18 protein-coding genes are annotated in these 20,145 nt (G+C 54.5%); 6 read left to right on the forward strand and 12 right to left on the reverse strand.

Features of this window, described 5'->3' with window-relative positions:
- Nucleotides 1-444 precede the first annotated feature (444 nt).
- From PCO31010_RS15510 to PCO31010_RS27100, 8 genes are all read right to left on the reverse strand, one after another.
- Nucleotides 445-1,005 (reverse strand): hypothetical protein, encoded by a 561-nt coding sequence (locus PCO31010_RS15510; RefSeq protein WP_150665051.1) that lies wholly within the window; start codon nt 1,003-1,005, stop codon nt 445-447.
- Complete coding sequence (locus tag PCO31010_RS15515; RefSeq protein WP_150665052.1) at nt 1,002-1,511, reverse strand: hypothetical protein; 510 nt, start codon at nt 1,509-1,511, stop codon at nt 1,002-1,004. Before PCO31010_RS15515 ends, PCO31010_RS15510 begins: the two co-directional genes overlap by 4 nt.
- Nucleotides 1,508-2,248 carry a hypothetical protein gene (locus PCO31010_RS15520; protein WP_150665053.1) on the reverse strand — a complete coding sequence of 247 codons (741 nt, stop codon included), beginning with the start codon at nt 2,246-2,248 and terminating at the stop codon, nt 1,508-1,510. Before PCO31010_RS15520 ends, PCO31010_RS15515 begins: the two co-directional genes overlap by 4 nt.
- 4 nt (nt 2,249-2,252) lie before the next feature.
- Nucleotides 2,253-3,881 (reverse strand): GspE/PulE family protein, encoded by a 1,629-nt coding sequence (locus tag PCO31010_RS15525; protein ID WP_150665054.1) that lies wholly within the window; start codon nt 3,879-3,881, stop codon nt 2,253-2,255.
- An 85-nt stretch (nt 3,882-3,966) separates the two neighbouring features.
- Nucleotides 3,967-5,157: a type II secretion system F family protein gene (locus tag PCO31010_RS15530; RefSeq protein WP_246184626.1), complete on the reverse strand. Its 1,191-nt coding sequence runs from the start codon at nt 5,155-5,157 to the stop codon at nt 3,967-3,969.
- A gap of 3 nt (nt 5,158-5,160) precedes the next feature.
- The gene (locus PCO31010_RS15535) at nt 5,161-5,682 is read right to left on the reverse strand and encodes a transglycosylase SLT domain-containing protein (protein ID WP_217426169.1); all 522 of its coding nucleotides are present in this window, start codon (nt 5,680-5,682) and stop codon (nt 5,161-5,163) included.
- Nucleotides 5,654-6,091: a type II secretion system major pseudopilin GspG gene (gene gspG, locus PCO31010_RS15540; RefSeq protein WP_150665056.1), complete on the reverse strand. Its 438-nt coding sequence runs from the start codon at nt 6,089-6,091 to the stop codon at nt 5,654-5,656. Before gspG ends, PCO31010_RS15535 begins: the two co-directional genes overlap by 29 nt.
- Before the next feature lie 118 nt (nt 6,092-6,209).
- Complete coding sequence (locus PCO31010_RS27100; RefSeq protein ID WP_174984803.1) at nt 6,210-7,799, reverse strand: lytic polysaccharide monooxygenase; 1,590 nt, start codon at nt 7,797-7,799, stop codon at nt 6,210-6,212.
- A gap of 305 nt (nt 7,800-8,104) precedes the next feature.
- On the opposite strand from PCO31010_RS27100, the gene PCO31010_RS15550 reads away from it, so the two are divergent.
- A complete protein-coding gene (locus tag PCO31010_RS15550) occupies nt 8,105-8,653 on the forward strand; it encodes a cytochrome b (RefSeq protein ID WP_150665058.1) in 549 nt (182 codons plus the stop codon).
- 91 nt (nt 8,654-8,744) lie between these two features.
- Here PCO31010_RS15550 and PCO31010_RS15555 read toward each other — a convergent pair whose 3' ends face one another.
- Nucleotides 8,745-10,094, reverse strand: coding sequence for a helix-turn-helix domain-containing protein (locus PCO31010_RS15555; RefSeq protein ID WP_246184650.1), 1,350 nt, complete (start codon nt 10,092-10,094; stop codon nt 8,745-8,747).
- A 143-nt stretch (nt 10,095-10,237) separates the two neighbouring features.
- Between PCO31010_RS15555 and PCO31010_RS15560 the strand changes: the two genes are divergently transcribed.
- The 5 genes from PCO31010_RS15560 (at nt 10,238) to PCO31010_RS15580 (ending at nt 17,936) form a co-directional block, all read left to right on the forward strand.
- Entirely contained in the window at nt 10,238-11,338 is a 1,101-nt protein-coding gene (locus PCO31010_RS15560) for a hypothetical protein (protein ID WP_150665060.1), read from the forward strand.
- Nucleotides 11,339-12,115: 777 nt separating this feature from the next.
- Entirely contained in the window at nt 12,116-14,641 is a 2,526-nt protein-coding gene (locus PCO31010_RS15565) for a trypsin-like peptidase domain-containing protein (RefSeq protein ID WP_150665061.1), read from the forward strand.
- Between the two features lie 1,406 nt (nt 14,642-16,047).
- Nucleotides 16,048-16,365, forward strand: coding sequence for a hypothetical protein (locus PCO31010_RS15570; RefSeq protein ID WP_150665062.1), 318 nt, complete (start codon nt 16,048-16,050; stop codon nt 16,363-16,365).
- Nucleotides 16,340-16,825, forward strand: a complete 486-nt coding sequence (locus tag PCO31010_RS15575) for a helix-turn-helix transcriptional regulator (RefSeq protein WP_217426170.1) — start codon at nt 16,340-16,342, stop codon at nt 16,823-16,825. Before PCO31010_RS15570 ends, PCO31010_RS15575 begins: the two co-directional genes overlap by 26 nt.
- 199 nt (nt 16,826-17,024) lie before the next feature.
- Nucleotides 17,025-17,936 carry a phage/plasmid replication protein, II/X family gene (locus tag PCO31010_RS15580; RefSeq protein ID WP_246184651.1) on the forward strand — a complete coding sequence of 304 codons (912 nt, stop codon included), beginning with the start codon at nt 17,025-17,027 and terminating at the stop codon, nt 17,934-17,936.
- A 116-nt stretch (nt 17,937-18,052) separates the two neighbouring features.
- On the opposite strand, the gene PCO31010_RS15585 is transcribed toward PCO31010_RS15580, so the two are convergent.
- The 3 genes from PCO31010_RS15585 to PCO31010_RS15595 all read right to left on the reverse strand — a co-directional run bounded on the left by PCO31010_RS15585 (nt 18,053) and on the right by PCO31010_RS15595 (nt 20,099).
- Nucleotides 18,053-18,286: a hypothetical protein gene (locus PCO31010_RS15585; RefSeq protein WP_150665065.1), complete on the reverse strand. Its 234-nt coding sequence runs from the start codon at nt 18,284-18,286 to the stop codon at nt 18,053-18,055.
- Between the two features lie 760 nt (nt 18,287-19,046).
- Entirely contained in the window at nt 19,047-19,577 is a 531-nt protein-coding gene (locus tag PCO31010_RS15590; protein WP_425495023.1) for an HD domain-containing protein, read from the reverse strand.
- 81 nt (nt 19,578-19,658) lie between these two features.
- Nucleotides 19,659-20,099, reverse strand: a complete 441-nt coding sequence (locus PCO31010_RS15595; RefSeq protein WP_150665067.1) for a hypothetical protein — start codon at nt 20,097-20,099, stop codon at nt 19,659-19,661.
- Nucleotides 20,100-20,145 lie beyond the last annotated feature (46 nt).

Raw genomic sequence — 20,145 nt, forward strand, 5'->3', positions numbered from 1 at the left:
GACGATCCGGTCCAATTAGCACCAAGTCGCTACCTCGCAGGGACTTCAATCGGAAACCGCCAGCAATAGGCTGGCCGGGACGAATGACATCGGGTAATGAGCCACAGCGCCGGCAAAGCAGAAAAACCCGCCCCATCCCGTGCAAAACAATGATGTGACGATCAGGTTCCACCCACTCTCCGCTCACTTCGAATGGCGGGCCCGATTCGGGCTCGGGTACTTGGGTGGGACTCATCTCCGGCGATGGCTCGGACGAAGCATCCGACAGGGTTGAGCGCAATTCTGGCGGCATCGACTCCAGGATCATCTTTGCAGCCGTCTGCGAGGGAAATATGTTGATGGGAGAGTCAGCGTCGTTCGCGCTCACACATGCCGAAGCCGAAAGAAAAAGCAGCAGCACGCCGCGCGCAGTGAGTGACGCTACGAATTTGAGCATTGACGGCTTCATGGGCGCCCCAACAACATGGATACGCGCAACATGACGCGAAGTCGTTCGTTTCCGATGTCCGTACGCTCCATTGTCATTTCCTCGACCCGCACGGTGGGTTGAGCGCGCAATGCCTGGAGCGCCTCTGCAAGGTCGGGATAGCGAGCATGCCCAACAAACACGACGGTCCGGCGGATCTGGTTTCTAGCTTTGTCGACGTCTGTCTGGAAGGTCGTTTCCTCCACAGTCACCTGGTGACGCTTCAGCGCGTCGACAAGGGCAAACTTGCGGGCAGTCGGATCGCCCTCGGGAAGCGCAGTGTCCACCTCCAGGCGAGCAGCAACCGAGGACGCTGAAGCCTCGAGGCTCTCCAGACGGTCTGACAGCACTTGCCGCTCCTCACGCAACATTTGGGCTCGAGGTAACGCAACAACCACCCCGTATATGACACTTACGACGAGGACAAACAGCGCGAATACGCCGACACGGCCAAGCCTCTCACCGGTTCTCTGCGAGTACCACCGCGCCTTGTCTGCGACCGGTTGCCAGTTGATCGTTGTATTCAGGAGCTTTTTCATTGGGGTTCCACCGTCAGGCTGAATGAAGCGAGCGGATGCTCATCCACGATACGCACGCCATGCCGCTGTAACGTAATGCGGGCCGTCGGTCCCTCTGCGCTTCGTAGGCGTGCCACAAGCGCATAGACCTCGTCGATGTGGGCGGCCAGCCCATCAACTCGAATCTGCGCTGCCTCACCCTGTCCCGAGACCGCGACGGACAGCAACCCGAGCTTAGGCGACCACACGCGCTCAACGCGATGCAGTACGCGAAGCTGCTCCTCTGTCGCTGATACCACCCCGGTCTGCCCCGATGATGACGTTGTGGTGCGCGCCCTTTCCAACGCCCGTTGTCGGGCGTCTGTGCGGGTACGAAGGCCCTCGACCGTGGCGTTCAGATCTCCAACTTCGGATCCTAGATGGGCGGCGTACGCGACGGCGCAGATTGCGGCCAAGGTCAGGACAACGGCAATGGGGCGCAACGCTATCCGGTTCTGAACGAAATTGAACTCGGCAAGGCGCTTCATATCGGAACCTCGTCCCAACGGGGTCCCGGTGAGCCAAGACGCTGCCAATGCCCCTCCTCAACAACGTTAATGTGGGACGGCAGAAATCCGGCAAGCAGCGCAGGCAAGTCCGTGGGACGACCGCTCAAGGCGTCAGCTACTACCAAGGCACTATCCAACGGTTTATCAAAATCGAACCGGAGTGTCGTCAGTTCCTGCCACTCGTTTTGACGACGCACCAGTGATGTCAACGTACCTGGCTCCACTACGACTAACGTGCAATCGCTGCCGAGCCGCCTCAGGAAGCGGCCTGCACTTGCCGATGTTGCGTCGACACAAGAGGCAAGGCGCCATCCCGTATGATCTGCAGCGGACTGCAGATCTTGCACAAGCGCGTGACGCACCGCGACGCAGAGACGCGCCTTACCATAGGGCGCGTCCTCAATACACAGCGATTCGGCTTCTGGATCGGGTACATCTTGCTCAGCGAGCAAACCGCATGCGTATGCTCGCCATGCATCCCCCTCTCGAAGCCCGGCTTGCCATGGCAGAATCACCGCGTCATACCACGGATGGGCCAGCATGACGTGAAGCCGACGACTCGAAACGCGGCCGCCAAGAATGCCAACGGCCCGCCCCTCCAAGTCTGCCAGCATCTCCCCCAATTTCGCCGCCGGCCGGCCGCCATGCTGCCCCGTCTGCACTTCGCCACTTCCGGGGCGCATCAACGTGATCGCGCGAGCATCGATCATTGCCATACGTTCATCCCATATCGATCGCACGCTTCACCTCTTGATGAGTCGTTAAGCCCGCGTCAATGAGCGATAACGCGTTCTGGCGTAGTGACCGATATCCGGCACTATGCAAAAGAGCATCCTCGCGCGCCCGAGCCCCCCCATCGATCAGGGCCGACCGAAGCGCGGTATCCATCGTCACAACCTCTGCCAGAGCAATGCGCCCATGGAACCCGCTGCCCCCGCATGTTTCGCAACCATCACCTCCGCCATGACACGCTTCGCACACCCGACGTACCAGCCGCTGACAGACGACCCCGTTCAGCGCTTCCAGGAATGTCGATGCTTCCACTCCCATGTAAAGGAAGCGATCGATCAGGCTGAACGCATCGTTTGCATGCACAGACGAAAGCACCCGGTGTCCCGTGAGCGCCGATTGCACTGCGATGGAGGCGGTGTCCTCATCACGAATTTCGCCGACGAGGATCGTGTCCGGGTCGTGGCGCAGTATCGACCGAAGCCCTCTCGCGAACGTCAATCCTTTCTTCTCGTTAACAGGAATCTGGAGTACGCCAGGTAGCTCATACTCCACGGGGTCTTCAATCGTGATTAGCTTCTCATCACCGTTGTTAATCTCCGCCAGCGCACCATATAACGTCGTCGACTTGCCGCTTCCAGTAGGGCCAGTCACCAGCGTCAGTCCGTGGGGGCGTCTAATGAGAGCGCGGATCCGTTCAATCGCATGGTCGTCGAAACCAAGCGTCTGCAACGTGAGTTCACGGCCGCGCTGTGATTTGTCGAGAATCCGCAGAACGGCATTCTCGCCGTGAACACCGGGCATGATGGAGACGCGCAGATCGATCTCTCTACCCTGCAATACGACCTTGAACCGGCCATCCTGAGGAACACGCTTCTCCGCTATGTCGAGGCTTGCCAACACCTTCAATCTCGACATCACCTGGCTGGCGACCAGATCTCCGGCGACCGGCCGGATGATGCGCATGACGCCATCGACACGGTAGCGAATCAACATTCCCGTTACGCTGGCCTCGAGATGAATATCGCTTGCGCGGCTCTGGAGTGCATCGTAAAGCGTCATATTCACGAGCCGGATGATTGGACTCTCATCCTGAGCGATACTGCTCAACGTGATTGACTCGACGGCCTGCGCCAATGAATCAGTTTGTTCACCAACGTAAACCGCTTCGTCCATGACACGCTCAGTGGACTCAACCGCCCTCAAGTAGTCGTCGACGGCGCCCGGCACGGAGATCGCAAACACGACGGCTCCCGGCAAATGCCTGCGCTGAAGGCGCGCTCGCGTCTCGCGGGAAAACGGATCGGCGAGCACGAGATAGGCCTGCCCTGACAACTCAATGGGGGCCACACGCATAGCGAGCGCATCGGGCAACGGCAGCAATCCCCATGAAGATTGCGCGGCCATGAGTTCCGCCGGCCCAACCGCCTTGAGACCCAGGCATGCAGCCACCTCGTCGAGCCGGTTCGGGTCGCTACGAAGAGCGTCTTCCAGATACTCGGCCAGCGAGATGCCCGCTTGCGCCGCCTCGTTCTGCCACGTCTTGAGCAAGCCGAATGTATTTGAAGCGCCAGACACGTTACCTCCCGTGATGCCATCAATATCGCGGTCAACTTCCATACCGGAATTGTCTGTGTCCTCGCCCACGCCGACAAAGAAGCTCAACGGAACCTAAAAAGACGCCGTTGCATCACGGCGGACTGTGTCAGCCAATACCACTCGCGAGGTCAAATATCGGCATGTAGAGCAGCAAGACAATTGCTCCGACCAATGCGCCTATGCCAAGCATGAGAATCGGCTCAAACAACTTGCTGAAGACCTCGATGGCCCGATCGAGCGTGCCGTCATGGAAATGCGCGATCTTTTCGCACATTTCCCCCAGTTCGCCGCTACGTTCGCCCACGCGCAACAACCGTTCGGCGACGGGAGTTGTTAATGCATGCTCCGCGAGTACCCCTGAAAGCGGCTGCCCAGCTCGAAGTTCCCCTAAAGCGATGTTGAGTCGTGAAAGATAGGTTGAGGGCAACAACCGTCCCGCTAGCGTGAGCGCATCGATGGCAGCCGTTCCTCCCGCCAAAAGCAAACCGACGGTTCGATAAAACCTGGAAAGAACAAACAGATGGCACACTTCGCGAACGCGTGGCGTACGCCAAAGCAAACTCATGAAAATGTTGCGAGCCCACTGCGTCCGAAGCGCAAAAACGGTGCCGACAAACATTGCGGCGAGCACAGCCAACAGGACGCCGCCGTGGCGATCCACCAGGCCGGCCCACCAAAGCATGGCAACTGCGGTTGCCGGTGGGTCATTCACGCTTTCGAACACTGATGAGAAACGAGGAACGACAAAGAACAACATGAACATCAGAATGCCCGCGCCGACAGCCATCACCACAAGTGGGTAGACAAGTGCGCCGCTCACGCGCTTACGGACTTGCTCCAAGCGCGTTTCATAATGTTGAAAGCGGCGAAGCGCGAGCGGAAGTTGCCCGCTTCCCTCCGACGCCTCGACCGTTGCGACAAGCAACGGCGGAAAAATGGAAGGCTGCTGTGCCAGAGCGGCAGAGAATGGCTGCCCTTCCCGCATCTTCGTGACGAGATCGTCGAGCACTGAGCGTTGCCCCCTCTGGGATTCTGCCTTGTCTCGCAACGCCTCAATGGCCTCGATTAGTACCAACCCAGCGTCTAGCAGTGTCGACATTTCTTGCAGAAAGAGTCCAAGCGGAAATTTCTGCTTTCTGGCCAAGATACCGAGTCCGAACTTTCGCTTGACGGAGAGTATTCTGATCGACTCTCCCGACGCAGCACACCGTTGCCGTGCGCCAGCCTCGTCGGGGGCGTCAACCGTCATGGTGACGAACTTGCCGTTGGACAAAACATCGACTCGAAAGGTGGCCAATTTTTAGCTCCCGCGATTCCTCACCGCCAGTTTCTGTCCGGGGTGCCTCGATTTCTCAGCCTGCTGCAACGCGACGTAGTGCCGCCAGACTTTCGTTGCGTAACGCTGACGATGCTCCCTTCGATCTGCTCGGCCACCTGCGTTGTACGCTCCAACGGCCTCCCATGTGTAGCCATATTGGGCAATGAAGCCCGATAGAATTTGCGCGCCTACCATGACCGATGTACATGAATCCGTAACCAAACTCTCTCGAGTAATGCCGACTTTGCTAAGCCATGGCAAATGCGAGCTGTTGATTTGCATCAGGCCGACATCATAGGTGCCGTTTCGATTGCGGTTGAATGCATTCGGATTCAACGATGACTCCACTTTCGCAATTGAATAGAGCAGCAGGGGGTCAATGTTGTGCTGCTGCCCGGCCTTGAACCAACAATCCGCACTTGCCGTTGACGAAAACCCAATACCAAGCAATCCAATGAACATCGCAGCCGCTACCTTATAAACCGTACACAAGATCCGTGTCATCACCTTCGCCTCCGACACGGCCATCCGCGCCCAAAGAAACAATTTCAACTTCAGAGTCACGCCCAGGGACGTGGTATTGATACGCGTTGCCCCAAGGGTCACGGGGCACGTCCTTAGCCAGATACGGTCCATGCCACGTTTGCACTCCGGCCGGGGCCTTCACCAATGCTTCAAGGCCCTGATCCGCGCTCGGATAGCTGCCCGTGTCCAGCCGGTACTTCACCAACGCATCGCCCAGCGCCTTCATCTGCGTTTGTGCTGTCTGCACCTTGGCGCGCCCTGCGTAGGACAGTACCTTCGGTCCTACGTAGCTGGCGAGCAACGCAATGATCAGCAGCACGACAAGCAACTCCAACAGCGTAAAACCGCGCATCGCGCGCGCACTCGCACGGATTCGATTTCGTTCCATGTTTCTTCCCTCCGCCGAATGAATCGGCGCACGTCAATCTCGGCGGTAGCGGAGGCAGCCTTCAAGCTGCCTCCCCCTTATTTGATCGCGCTATGCGATCAACACTCGCGAAGATCGGTTACTTAGCGGTCCAAGCATCGCTCCATGCCCACCCCTTTCCAGGCTCATAAGCCTCACGCGCCTGCCCACACCAACCAGAGTATGGATACGGCTTGCATTGATAGAGCTTGCCGTTATGACTCACGATTTCTCCCCCCTTGTAGGCGTATCCCGCTTGATAGGCCGGATAGTTGCCCACACCCGGGTTGTTGCCCGTGTCGCCGCCGCTACCAGGGTTGTTAGAGCCATCGTTGCCGGGGTTGCTCGGATTACCCGGATTACCCGGATTACCCGGATTACCCGGATTACCCGGATTGTCCGGTTGGGAGCCACCACCAGTCCCCTTAACCATCAGGTTATGCGTTGCCGTAGCACTGGACTTGCCGTTGTCGACGTGCAACTTGAACTCATAGTTGCGATCTTGCTTAAGCGTCGGCGCAGTGAAGGTGACACTCGATCCGCTTCGCGCTGCGCGCACTTCCGTCGGGAAAGTCCATGAATACTGCAGCGGCTTCCCGCCCGGGTCGCTCGATCCTTCCGAAGTCAGCGTGACGCGTTCGCCACCGCGCGCCGACGTCGGTCCCTGGATCTTAGCCACAGGGGGTTGTGCAGAAGGCTGGTCACCGCCACCATTCTTGAGTTCAATGGCATAGCTATACTCCTTGCCATTGCCAAAGAGTTCGTTTTCCGTTGCACTCCGAATGGGAACGATCTGCTTGTTCGCATCGAGCTTCCCGATCTTGATGATCGATGACTTCTTGTTCACGTCGACCGCAAGCGCGTAAATCCAATCCTCGGGCTTGGTGCTATTTGCTGCGACAGTAATCGTGTGCGTTTCGATATCGCCGTTGCGAACCTTATCGAAGACACGCAGCACGACTTGCTGACCGGCTTTCGCCGTATAGCCGTTTTCAATCTTTCCTGACGGCAACCAATTCACGTTGGACGGCACGATATCGACGTCGTTGCAGCTATAAAAACCCTCTGCGTTGTCGCTGGGATCGCGCTGCCACACCGTATATAACACCCGTTTTCCGCTCATGCCGCTCGGAATCTTGACGTGAATCTCGGTGTATGGCTCGCGCGGACGCGGTCCGGTGTCACCGATCAGTTGCAGATCACTCCATCTGATTGGGCGCGTAAAGTCGTAGCCATTCTTCGTGATGTACGTGCGGAAGTAGGTCGTGATGTGCTGTGCGGTCTGGTGGTACCGCAACGTGTAGTTGCCTTGCGCGTCGGGCTTGATCGGCGTGGCACTCCAATCAGCAACAGCGTCCATCCCCTTCCAGCTCTCCTTTCCGCCCGCACACAACAAACCGTCCGGGATACGCTTTTCGTGATCGTTGACGACACCGAGAATTGCGTTACTGGTTCTGTCATAGAAGGGACCGGACCCACTGATTGCCTTGGCCGCCTTGCAACCGGCGGATTTCGGATTCTCCGCGCCCTCCAAGAAGCAAGCCAGCGGCCTGTCTGGCGGCGTTTCCACGTACCCATGCGCATGTGACGCGCTCGGCGCGAAAAGCATCGCAGCCGACAAATTCATCAATGCCAGTGCTGGCAGCAATCGCTTTCCGGCACGTTCCGGAGTGGTTCGATCGGTTCTCATAGCTATCCTTATCAATTCATTTGAGGTGTTGAAGCAATAGCGCCGCTCCATGGCCCCGATCACGACGGGGTGGACCAGCCACCGGATTACGTACGACCATCCGCTGTGGAGAAATTTGGCGGCATCGCACCGATCTCGACATCCCCCCTGATCGAGACTGAGCGTATTTTTGATATCCGGCGCAACGCGATCAACAATGCTCAAAGATTTCTGAAATTATTTTTTGATTTCGAACGTGAACGTTGAAGCGTGACATTTGACGCACCAAACTTTCGGCATGACTTTTTCCCGAAAGGAGACTCACGATGAAATCAAAGCACTCAACACGCCGTTACAGCCGGCCTGTCGTTCTTCTGCATTGGGCCGGTGTTGCATTGATGGTAATGATTGTGGCGTCCGGAGAACTCCGGCACCTGGGGGTGAAGACCGAATGGATTACGATGAGAGAAGCCATGGTCGTTCACATCGGCGCCGCAATGGCATTCCTCTTCTTGCTGATCCCCCGCCTGCTCGCTCGTATTTTTGGTCCGCGCGCTCCGTCACAGGTGGCCGCCAGCCCGTTTGCCCGCTTCGCTGCCCACGCGGTTCACATCGCACTCTATTTATTCGTCATAGGCGAGTGTCTGATCGGGTGGGCCATCGTGAATGCCAAGGGCATGCGAATTCCAATGCCGGTACTGGGTTTCGAGTTTCCAGCATTGGTACCAGAGCATGAGCGCCTCGTCGCGTGGACTGTCGACGCCCACATGGCGCTCGGCTTCATTCTCTACACCGCCATCGCAATGCACGTCGGCGCGGCACTTTGGCATCACTTTGTTCAGCGCGACGGCGTGTTGAAGCGAATGAGTTTGTAATTCCGGCGTTCGCACTCGATGCAAGGACTCGCCAAGTTTGACGACGAAAATAGGAGCGCACCGATGGACATAGGGGTGGAATAACGCGGCACTACCCCTCCATACGCACTCGCCGCGGAGTCGTGCCCCAATAGCGCTTCATCGTCGTTGTCAGGTAGCTCTGCGTTCCAAAGCCACACTCTATTGCGATTGCCTGAATTGAAATCGACGAATTTCGCAGTAGCCACCGCGCCCGATTCAGGCGCCGCTCAATGACATACTGCATCGGGGTGGTGGAGAACTGTTCCTTGAAGACGGCAATCGTCATTTGCTCCGATAAGCCGATATGGCGGGCGATGTCCGCAAGCCCAATGGTTTTGGAAAGGTGCGAATCAACAAACTGATTAATTGCGTCTTCATTAAACCATCGTGACCGAGCCGAGTAAACGGAGATAGCTTCTTGGGCATTGGGATTGCGATGGTACGACGCGCCGGGAGTTTCTCCAAATCTTCGACTGTACTCGCGAATCAGACGACCGGAAATCGCGTATCCGAACTTGCGCAGCGTCCCAATGAATGTGCCCTCTTCGCCCTTGAGCAATGTCCGATGGAGCCCCATCAATCGAGCCTCGTATCGAATGTCCGCGAAGCCCTTCCCAGCGAGGCGCCGCAATGCCTTGTTCAACGCATTGGCGGGGCATCCAAGGGCATATGCCAAGGCACCGAGCGTTTGCCAGCGCATTGGGTCCGCCATGATCATTGCCATGGCCTTACGCGCATTACGCTCATCCGCCACACGGCTGTCGTTCAGAATCTGCATGTAATTGCTAGGGTGGGCGCTCAGCAAGAGCTTCAACAAATGCTCGACAAGACCATTGATCGCCCCATCCGGGGGCGGGGCCATTTGCATCATCCGACACAGGCTGTCCGACGCAAGACGCCACTGCGTAGCGAAATCGGGGTTAAGCAGGGAGAACGTGAACGCAACCGGCTGCAGTGCCGGTTGGCCCGTCCATTGAAGAATAAACTCCTCGCATCGGTGTGCATCAATTACGATTGCCAAATCACTTATCCCTTCGGCATCCGTAACACAGGAAAAACGCTCTCCCAGGGACACCGGAACGACATCACCAGGCGTGCATGCAATCTCAGCGCTGCCGCGCGAGAAATTTGCCGCGCCCCCGTGGCAAGACAGGATCAAATGCCGTTGCGTCGCCGCGTCGGACGCAAAACTGAACGGCATTTCGAAATCAACGTCGTATACACCGACTCCCTCATAACCGTAACCGACGATATCGACGCTCTGGTCCCTGCGCGAATCCAGAGGTTCGAATCGATTGCTCGTATACACCTCGTCGATGAATTTGGACACCTCTTCCGGCTTAGTGCTACTGAATCGGCAGACACTATCATTGCGCTCAAACATCGCTTTAATGACGAGGAGGAATTGGAGTAAACCCACCAATCTCACAATCCCCCCTCGCGAAAAATAGGCCCAGGCCTATTTTTACTCATCAAACACACGGCTTCCAGCGCTCCAACACGTGTCAGACCGACGACGCGAATGAAGCTCTCACGCCACGATGCAACGTCCTGCGAATTAAGATGATTTATCGCCTGAAGCAGCATCTGATAATTATTTTTTCATTTTTAATACCAATCACTCCAATTTCTTATATTTTGCTTATCAAAACGCTCAACAAGTATGAAATAAATTACACCATCCAATTAAACGTAAGCGACGAGCAACTTTTTTTAATAAAAAACTCCATCTACGATCGCTTTACGCTTGAGCGTTACATTCGAAATAGCAAAAACCTCCAACTCGACGAACCGCGGCTCAATAATTCAATTATTGATGAAGAAATTGTTAAAAATAATGTAAAGATAGTGCCGCGCATTGACTCCTCTCAATCACCTGGTGCGGATATTGAAAATTTCGCGAAACATACAAAGTCTAGAATTGAATTCAAATCACAGAGCCGCGTCTCTCTCGCTGACGCCGAAAATCAATCACGCCCGCTCGCGGGATATATCACAGACACCGTGCTGATGCAGATCTTGCTGTCTGAGATTAGGTCGGCTTATGCAGCGGCGCAGATCGAGATGCAACGGACGGATGATGAGATTAACAAGGTCTCCATTCTGCGGAAGGCGCTTTTGACTCGGTCGCTCGCCGCCTCAGTTGAGGCAAATAGCGTTCGGCGCAATCGACCGAGCAACGTCGGCGGAGTCACCGCGAATCAAGGAGGTCAGCCCCCATCAGAGAGCCGAAACGTCATGACTGCCAACGTGGACGCCTCACTGCATGAATTGCGACAAACACGACGCGGTCAAGAAATGACCCTTCGCTTCTATCGTGCGCTTCTCCCCCTTCTCACAGAGGTACAAACTGGAGTGAATTTGGAAAAAACCTACGTAAATGTGCTGGATAAGACTTTTCGCCTAGACAACGGGGAAGATGCTCAAAAGACTCGCTACCGGCTGATGTTACCGATACTCGCCTTACGAGCTGAGAGGGTCGACGGTACCTCACCGCCCCCCCTCCAGTTCACAACCCGGATTATTCCTGGCTTGCCGATAACGGCGATCATAGCCATCGCGATCGTCTCGAGTCTGTTCATTTGCGTCATGATGACGCTAGCCATAGACCACTTGGAACAAAAGTTGGTTTGGAAAAAATTTCTCGCGGCGGAACGAAAGTGATGCGCCAATCAACAAACGTCTGTGAGGCTTTTCCGAAGTCGCGACAGCGGCACGAGGCCTGTGCTATTTCTCCAGATTTCGCCGTTTAAAGTCGATCTCTTCCGGATGATCGACGCGACGCTCCCATTAAACAATTTGCCATCAGCGACGCCCGCCCGCGAAGACGATGGCTGACAACAGGACCCACGGTCCATCGTTCGGAAGATGGCGCTTGCCGATCCGCTGGGTTAGGGCCGATAGCGCCTTGCGCGAAGCGACGCCCCACCATCGCACGGTCAGCGCTTTGCGAGCACCAGACGACGCCCTGCATCTCGTCGCATTCTGCCCCCCCCCCGCCGCCCACAGTTCAGTGAAAAATCCTGCCTCGGCGATGGTCCCCCACCCGGCTTACGCTGATATTTTTCCCCGGCGACGGCACACGCTGCGGAATCAGTAGCTCCACCCGCGGCCAGAACGAATCGGTCACCCCGCAGGATTCGAGTTGCTTCTTGGTCAAGCCGCAGCTCCAACGCCGCACTCACTTGCCACTTCGAACGAAGAATAGCTTTAGTGGCCAAGAACTTCTAAGCGCCATCGGGCACACAAAACACCACAAAACACAAATAAAAATGCAAAGCAATATCTCTTCGGCCGATTTTTTAATAGGCCAAAGAGACATTGTCGCCGCGAACTAAAACACGGACCATAATCAGGCACCTCAAACAACAACGAATAAGGCAAATAGGCAATCCTTTTCGACGTCCTTCTGTATTTCGCCTTTGGCTACACCAGCCAGCAATGGGCGATGCCAATGATGAGAATCTCAATATGAAAAATAAGCTCGCACTTACCATATTATTTATTTTTATAGGGTCGTCGAACACGACCACGTCATGGGCAAAGGACGAAGCTCCACTCGCCCATCAGGAAAATTTAATTACCAAAAAAATAAATATTGACCTTCTCTCCTTATCAAAAAACAAAAAATCTTTTACCTGGCAAATATCCGAACCTAACGCCAAAGAAGTTTCAGTCGTATTGAACAACGTCGCATTACCAACCGGCTCGCAACTGGAGATAACAGAGGGCGGCACGGGGCATACTCAGATTTACAATGACAAATCTCTCTACGACGGCAGTCGACCAAATATAGTAAGCACCTCATCCAACGAAAGCGTACTTTTAATAAAAATTTCCAAAAAAACAAATAACTCCGATTCTGGACACGTAGTCATAAACGAATACACCTACAAAAACAAAACCGACTCACGGGCAATTATCGGAACAAATCAGATGAAGTACGCTGAGTGCTACAAGAAAATTAATCCACAGATATTTCTTAGAAGCAATGCAGTAGCAAAATCAAATGTGGGATCCGGATGGAATATTGCGGGCGGTCCGTATGTTGTCACGAATCATCATGTGGCAGGGGACGTCGGATTTAAAATACACGATATCTTCTACAACTACCAATCACCTACCTGCGAAAAAGAGACGACCGCCGATAATACGTTGAAAATTAAAACAGAAGAAGTGGTAATTTCTGGCGGAACAGGCGGCGAAGACTATGCGGTATACAGGGTAGATGAATTAGCATATGAAGAAGCCGGAATACGACAGATTTTCGGAACCTTGTCTCTTAATTCCGAGACATCGAAAAACGAATTATCGAACGGATCGCCCGTTTACATCGCGCAACACCCTTGGGGAGCTTACAAGAGAATCTCTTCATTAAGCGATGACGGAAAACCATGCAAAACGCAGCGAGGTGGGGACGATCGCGTTTTACGATATGACTGCGATACCGATGGAGGGGCCTCCGGCTCACCGGTCCTGGACCAAACCGACCATCGTGTCGTCGCTTTGCATTATGGCGGATCAAGCTTTAACGTAGGCGTCTTGGCATCGCACCTTTACGGGAAGCTGAAAGGTCTCCTACCTAACTCAAACAAACCAAGCTCAGCGTCGATCGGCGAGGGTAACGTGGCAGTTCGGGACGTAAATTCCTTCCCGTACTCAAACAATCGAATATCGCTTAATCAAAGTGGTCAGATAATTTTGTCTGCGCTGGATGATGCTCGCCTGTTTCACCAAAGCGGGTACTCTATATTTTCCGCAAAAGAACGGAGAAGCAGTGGACGCGTCGTCGAACAAAGCGTAAAGCTTTCTCTTATCACGCCGTGTGGCAAAAAAAGTCTCGTAATGGACGATTGCACCACGGAAGGAGAGCGCTATCTTGATTTAGAGTTTCTTGAAGGAAATTCCGATGAAGAGTTTGGCTCCGGATGGATAACACTAAGAGTGCACAGCCTAGATGGCAAGGTGCTGAAAAATCTGGTTATGCCGTTTAGGCGAGACAGCTATGATCCGTTCGCATCCCCCTTCGACAAGGGGACTTCGGTCGACACATATACTTTGACCGCCGACAAAACACTCACTACGGAACCGATCCGCCATCACTCAAATTTCGGCTACGTCGCAGTCCGTCCCGGTCAAGGGCCTCAATATCTGACGTCCAGCGATAGCGGATATAGCGCACTAACCGTACAGGTGAGAAACGCCAAAAACGAAACATATCTGGCCAAACTTCGAGGATATCGAAAAACGGCATGCACCCCCTCTTTGCGCCCCATCTCCAGCATGACGGGCTGTGGCAGTGGAGCGCAACCCGCAGCACTTGTTTTAAGTTTCGAAAAAACCGATAACAAGGATTTGCCAGTGGGTGCCTATACGGGTTTGCTCCCACTAATGGCAAAACGAGACGGTTTTGAGAGAAATATTCTAGTGAACCTTTCGCTAAACCTCGCTGGCGAAACAAAGCCTCCAGTTGCCGCAGCGGGCAAGAATTTCACCGTGCGCACCGCAACGACTTCAAGCGCCTACCCTCTTGACGGAAGCGCGAGCCAAAACGCTGAGTCCTACACCTGGACCATCTTGAAGGGAGCCGGTACGTTTTGGCTGCAGGAAAAACAAGCTGGGCCTTGGGTTTCCAAAGTTGAGAACGTGAAGGCGCGAGCCTTGATTCCCGCGAACGCTACCGGAGAGGCCACGTACCTGCTTACGGTCACTGGCAAGGATGGCAGCACGGCCAAGAGTGAAATTACCGTCACCGTTAAACCAGCTACCGAAAGTGGCATCGGGGGTGGCACAACGCCGTCTTGGTCGTCCACCTCAGTGTATGCAACGCCATGCACTCCAGTCGTGTTTGCCGGAAAAGTCTGGCTTAATGGTTGGTGGACCAAGGGGGAGTCGCCAACGAACAGCGGACGCTGGGGAGTCTGGCGCGAGAAAGGATCATCAGACATGCACAGCGCGTGTAAGTGAGCGCGAAGGCCACACTCTGCCTTCGCAGTTGTTGCAGCGGCCTTTGGCGTTGTTGGGATCGCCGCGTAAAGGTACCCATACACGCTGAATGGCCCTCGGATACGCGAATCTTCACGAGATGATGGATGCTGCTCAAGCGCGAATATGACACGAGATCGCAGTCTCTCGCGACCAGGCATTAAGGACTGAGGGTCAGCCGCCGATGACGGAGACGCACCGTCGGGATAGGCCTTCACCCACATCCAGGAGAAATAGACATGGCCGTAATCAACGACTCGTCTGACGCGGGGCCTGGATCACCCTTGATCCATTAGGCCTCTTCGAGCCTCACTATGAGATCCAATGGTCGCCCCCCGTCGGCGACCTCTCACGGGCGAAAGGGTACATTGACTTGATTCGGGAAGGACTGGCCGAATGTACGAAATCTCGATGTGATCACCACAATCCAAAAGTCCGGGTTTCGGACCTCAAACGCTGGGCCGTAATTGATCAGCGGCTCGTCTCTATCGCACCACTAAACTAGACGAATCTCTCACCGCAGACGAATCGCAAACAGATCGGCTCGTTTCCGCGCAAGCGGCGAGACGCCGACCAGTCCAGTTGCATATTCTGGGATGAGCCGCGATCTTGCTTTGGCGTTTGTGATCGTGAGAGTGATACCAAAACGCACACCGCATTCCGCCAATCTAAAATCGAAATGTGCGTTTATGCGTATCCCCACTCGTTCCATTAGAACCAAAAAGGTGGACCGGTCTGGCTCGAGAAAATAATAGCCCGCTCGCATTCGGAGTCAACCACTCAGCGGAGCAAGCAGGCCGCCGATTCCGTGGATCTATTTACTATTGCAGATCAGCGTCCAACTCAAGGCAGCCCACATCCGAACGCCTGATAAACAATCATGTTCATTGAAGTCAAATTCACTTCGAATTCGAGCAGCGATCGCGAGCGTCATCAACCCTAGTAAATAATCGCACGCGCAAACCCGATCGCGCACGTACTCATTCGTGGCTGTACGACGTCGCCAGTTCGGCCACAAGGTCGAGCCTCATTCGAAATCTTCGGTCGCCCCAAATTCGATGACGCGCCTCGCCATTTACAGACGCTGCTTCAACAACAAACCAATTACTTACGTTCCAGCGGATCGTTGTTGTGCGAATTCACATGATCTCATATCGCTGAATATCGGGCCCAGTCCCAGAACAATTTGGCCTCTAGTAAATAACACGCCCGTAAAGCTCGGATCGGCTGCCGGACGTCGAGCGCAAATTGAACGTCTAAGCACGCGCCGGTACTCGGCATTTCTCTGCGGACGAGAACGGTGCTGGTAAATTCATCGACGATTCAGCAAAACGCTCGGGTCGCTCTTGCACGTCATGAACCCGAATTCGACTCCCCGGAACTGACGTATGTTCGACACCATCTTTGGGGGCGCAAAGAACAATGCCATGATCGGCAACGTCACCTCACCGAATCTCGGGACCCTGCCCCAATCCCAGGATCAATTCGCTCCGCAAAAAATCATTGCGCAGCCGGCATCTCACACGACGAATAGGATTGCCGTTTTCCTATTGCGTGCGCCGCTTCCAGCGGTCGATCGTGAGCTCCGAATTCGAACTTCGACGGCGTCAGTAAATAAGATGTGCTTCGGGACCATTGCCCGACGCCGGAACAGGCAACGATTGCCTGCTGGAGCACATGATGAACAATCAGATTTCTATTCGTGAAGACCTGGCCAAGGTCGCGTTGCTGCGCCGTCCTGACGTCGAACGCATCACTGGCCTTTCCCGATCGTCAATCTACGCCATGATGAAGATCGGTGAATTCCCTAGATCGATTCCGCTGACAGGGCGAATCGTAGCGTGGCTCGAATCTGAGATTCTGGGTTGGGTTCAATCGAGAATCGATATCCGCGAAGCGAATTCGACATCAACAAGACCTCAGCATGATCCGAAACGAATTCCCGATACCTCATCGCCAGATCGATGTGACGGACAACCTTCCAACAATCACACTGAAATCTCGCTCGTGACCTCAACGCGAAGGTTCGAAAATCCTGTTCTCGAAGAAGCGACGTCGTCTGCGGTCATCACACATGCGTCGTTGGAGCCGTCGAATTATCCGACGGACCCGGCAAATATCACAGTGACCGAACCTGTGAATTCGCAAATGGTTCTTGCCACGTAAGCGCCCGAATTACGCGTCTTCAACGACGCACCAGTAATACATATCAATTACTATCAATTTGACTATGGCTAGACCTGCCCTTCTTCCAAAGCGCATCGTTCGACGCATACTTCCCACTGGATTCGCACTGAACGTCGACACCATCGAATTCACAGTCGCAAACCCTGAGGTCACGCACACGACAAACGCCTCGAAGTGCATGATCATCAGGCCGGAAGGTGATATCTCCAGTATCCGCTTGAATCGTGCACATGTTCCTGCAACCTCCGCGAACCATCGTGCAATTTACAGAACGAGATCACGCGGAGGGCCGCTGACCGAAATCTCATTTTCAGGTTCGCCGTTCGCCGCGCTGTACGGGCAGAACATATGGACGTGCGCAAACGTGAAACGCCTAGTCCGTGAATTCTTAACCCACTGCACGACCCATATGGGACTCAGCGTTCGCGATCGCTCCAACGACGCAATGCTCGAATCCGTGAAGCTCACGCGCGTCGATCTAGCTGCGAACATCAAGTTCGAATCCGATCGAGCAGCCGAACAGTTCCTGGCTGACCTGAGGCTTCAGCTTGGAGCAACGAAAATTTCAATCCAAACCGTCGAATCTTCGATCATGATCCGCCCACGGCGAGGGAAAGATTACAGCATCGTTCTGTACAACAAGGGGCGCGAGATCAGGCAGAATCAAAAACGGCGTAAGCCTCCGAGCAAGGAACTGATGGAAGAAGTCTCAGGCACCGTACGGATTGAGCTTAGATTGCGATCTGCTGAACTCGAAAATCTCGGGCTAGTATTTCCCAGTGCATGGACCCCGAAGATTGCGCGCCAGGTTTTCCGCAAATACTTCCGGAGGTTGCCGATATACGACGCGATAAATCTTCCCGACGAACGTGCGTTGGCGAAATATCCAAGAAAGCTCAGAGCACCGATCGCAGCGCTAAGTACTGGAATCCCGATCAACTGCCTCTATTCGCCGTCGACCTCGCAGCGTCTCAAAAGGAAACTGTGGGATCTCGGCATCAATCCCGGTTCGTACCCGTCAATAACGAGGTCAACCAGGCTCGCGACCGATCTGATGAACGCAGCGAAGATTCTTTCAACACCAGAATGAATTCTTGAGCGTGGTTCATCACCCAAATCGCCCGCACCAGTAAAAATAAATCAATACCGCGATTCGACGTGCATATCGGCAGCGTCAGATACCGGGACTCACGGGCGAGGCCGAAACTATCGATCAACTAATCGACGATCGATTGCCAATCTCACCTCGTTGATCAGTTCTCGTTCGATCGTAGCCAGTTCCTCGGCCTTCGAGAATTTCAGTGTGCGCACGCCGAACGGATTCGTGAATTCGCCAACGTTGCCCGGCGTAACTGCGACCACAACATCCCAGAAAGACGCCCATTCTTCGATCCTGATCTCGATCGCGCAACCGCGATAGGTGCAATTGATGTACGGCATGATCGACGATGGCTCCCGCTCAAGTGAAATGCACGAGGAGAAAAAATATCTACCGACTTTGAGGTCAACGCGAACATTGGGATTGGATAGATCATCGGCCGATTTGGAGGTTAGCTCAAGGGCTTCCTTCGTAGCAAGCGGATCGCGAACCAAGGAAATCGAACGAGTCTTCGACGAACACAGCTCTTGTATATCGACTTTCCGCCGCAGCTTCCCGCCCCGGTTTTAATCTGTCCGCGGTAATCGAAGTTCGGAAAGCGCAACAGATTTTCATCAACAAACTACGAACTGCAAAATCGGATCGGTAGCTCGCCCCCGATCGTCCATCCAGCTGTCGACGCACAAAAATCGGAAGAGGACATCGTCCCCACAGGCCTAACAAAAAACTGAAAAATTCGTACCCGTCCAAGTGAGTTTTCTCGCATGGTTTGGCATGCTGGAAACTTCTCGGAAATCTTATCGTTGGACGGAGGAGACATGCTGATCAAAGCACGCGCACTCGGCGAATCGGGCGCAGTAGTTTTCAGAGGCAAGACGCACATTGACGCCAGCAACATATTGGCGGCTGTACGAACTGGCGCCCGCGTTCCGCAGGAAAGGCGTGAAGTGGATTGGGGAGGCAAGGGCAACAGAACAAGCGACCGAGAAGCACCTAACAAGTACGAAAAACGGGTTCGTTCTTATGCACTCAGACGATCAACGGAGACCGATCGGGTAACAATGGAATCTGTCGCTCCGACGAATAGCGCGGCCCGATGGACTACGGAAGCAAGTCATTCCCCCGTTCATAGGCGATGTCGAATGCCTGCGAGATCGCTGCCTTTTCACAACGCAATCCAGCTACGACGCGTGCCGCCCAGTCGAAGTACCCCCTTATTCTCGTCGACGACCACTCGGGTGGTGGTGCGTTCACCAGGTCGCGCAAATTGCACGTGAAATCAGCGATTTTGATAAGCGCCGCTTCTCCGGATTTCTGCGGCGCGAGTTGTATTTGGAGATCCTTACGCCGCAGCTTCGGCAAATTCTTGTCGTCAGTGACTTCCTCAACGATCCGAGCGACGCGCTCTCCAAAGTGCGATCTCAATTCCTCAACGGTCGTATGTGTATCTTCGAGGGTGTCGTGAAGGACCGCGGCTTGCAGGACCGATGTGTCGCGAACCTCCCCTACTGTTGCAAGCAAATGAGCGACGGCGATCGGATGATTAATGTACGGCGACGCTTCAACGTCTTTCCGACGCTGGCTCCTGTGACGCACAGCTGCAAAATGAATCGCTTCGAGCAAATCTTCCAAATTGTTCATGAGACATGCAAAGTTGGTTACATCCGGGACGCGGCCCCCGGCTTGTCGAACGCCCGTTTCGTCAGAATTGCACTATTTGCCGGGCACACTGACGGCCAAATTTCCATTGATTGACCAAGCCGTCTGCGCTAGGTCAGCGTGCTCCGGCATCGGGCAAATGTATCCGCGACGAGAGAGAATCCGGGCGGTTATCGTGTTGCCCCAAAAAGCATAACGGCTGATATATAGCCCATAAGTGCACCAGAGCAGCAGCGATACCATGTAAAAGTCTTTATTGACATACGACGATTCAGCTGGAATCACGTCAACGAATCCAATCCACATCGAGCTACCTACTCGAAGGTATGTCTGCACAGCGATGTACCCGATTACTATCAATGCCTGCATGTACAGGCGACGTCGCACAAACGCGACGATCCCTACGAGCGGGAGCGCCAATGCGAACCAGAACGCCCATGCCACACCGACCTTCACGCTAACAACGGCCTCACCTTTCTTCATCAAAACCTTCATGCCGCCCCTCCGGTGCACATTCGATGTTGATCTGACATGGGTATAG

This window comes from Pandoraea commovens (genome assembly GCF_902459615.1).
Lineage (GTDB): Bacteria > Pseudomonadota > Gammaproteobacteria > Burkholderiales > Burkholderiaceae > Pandoraea > Pandoraea commovens.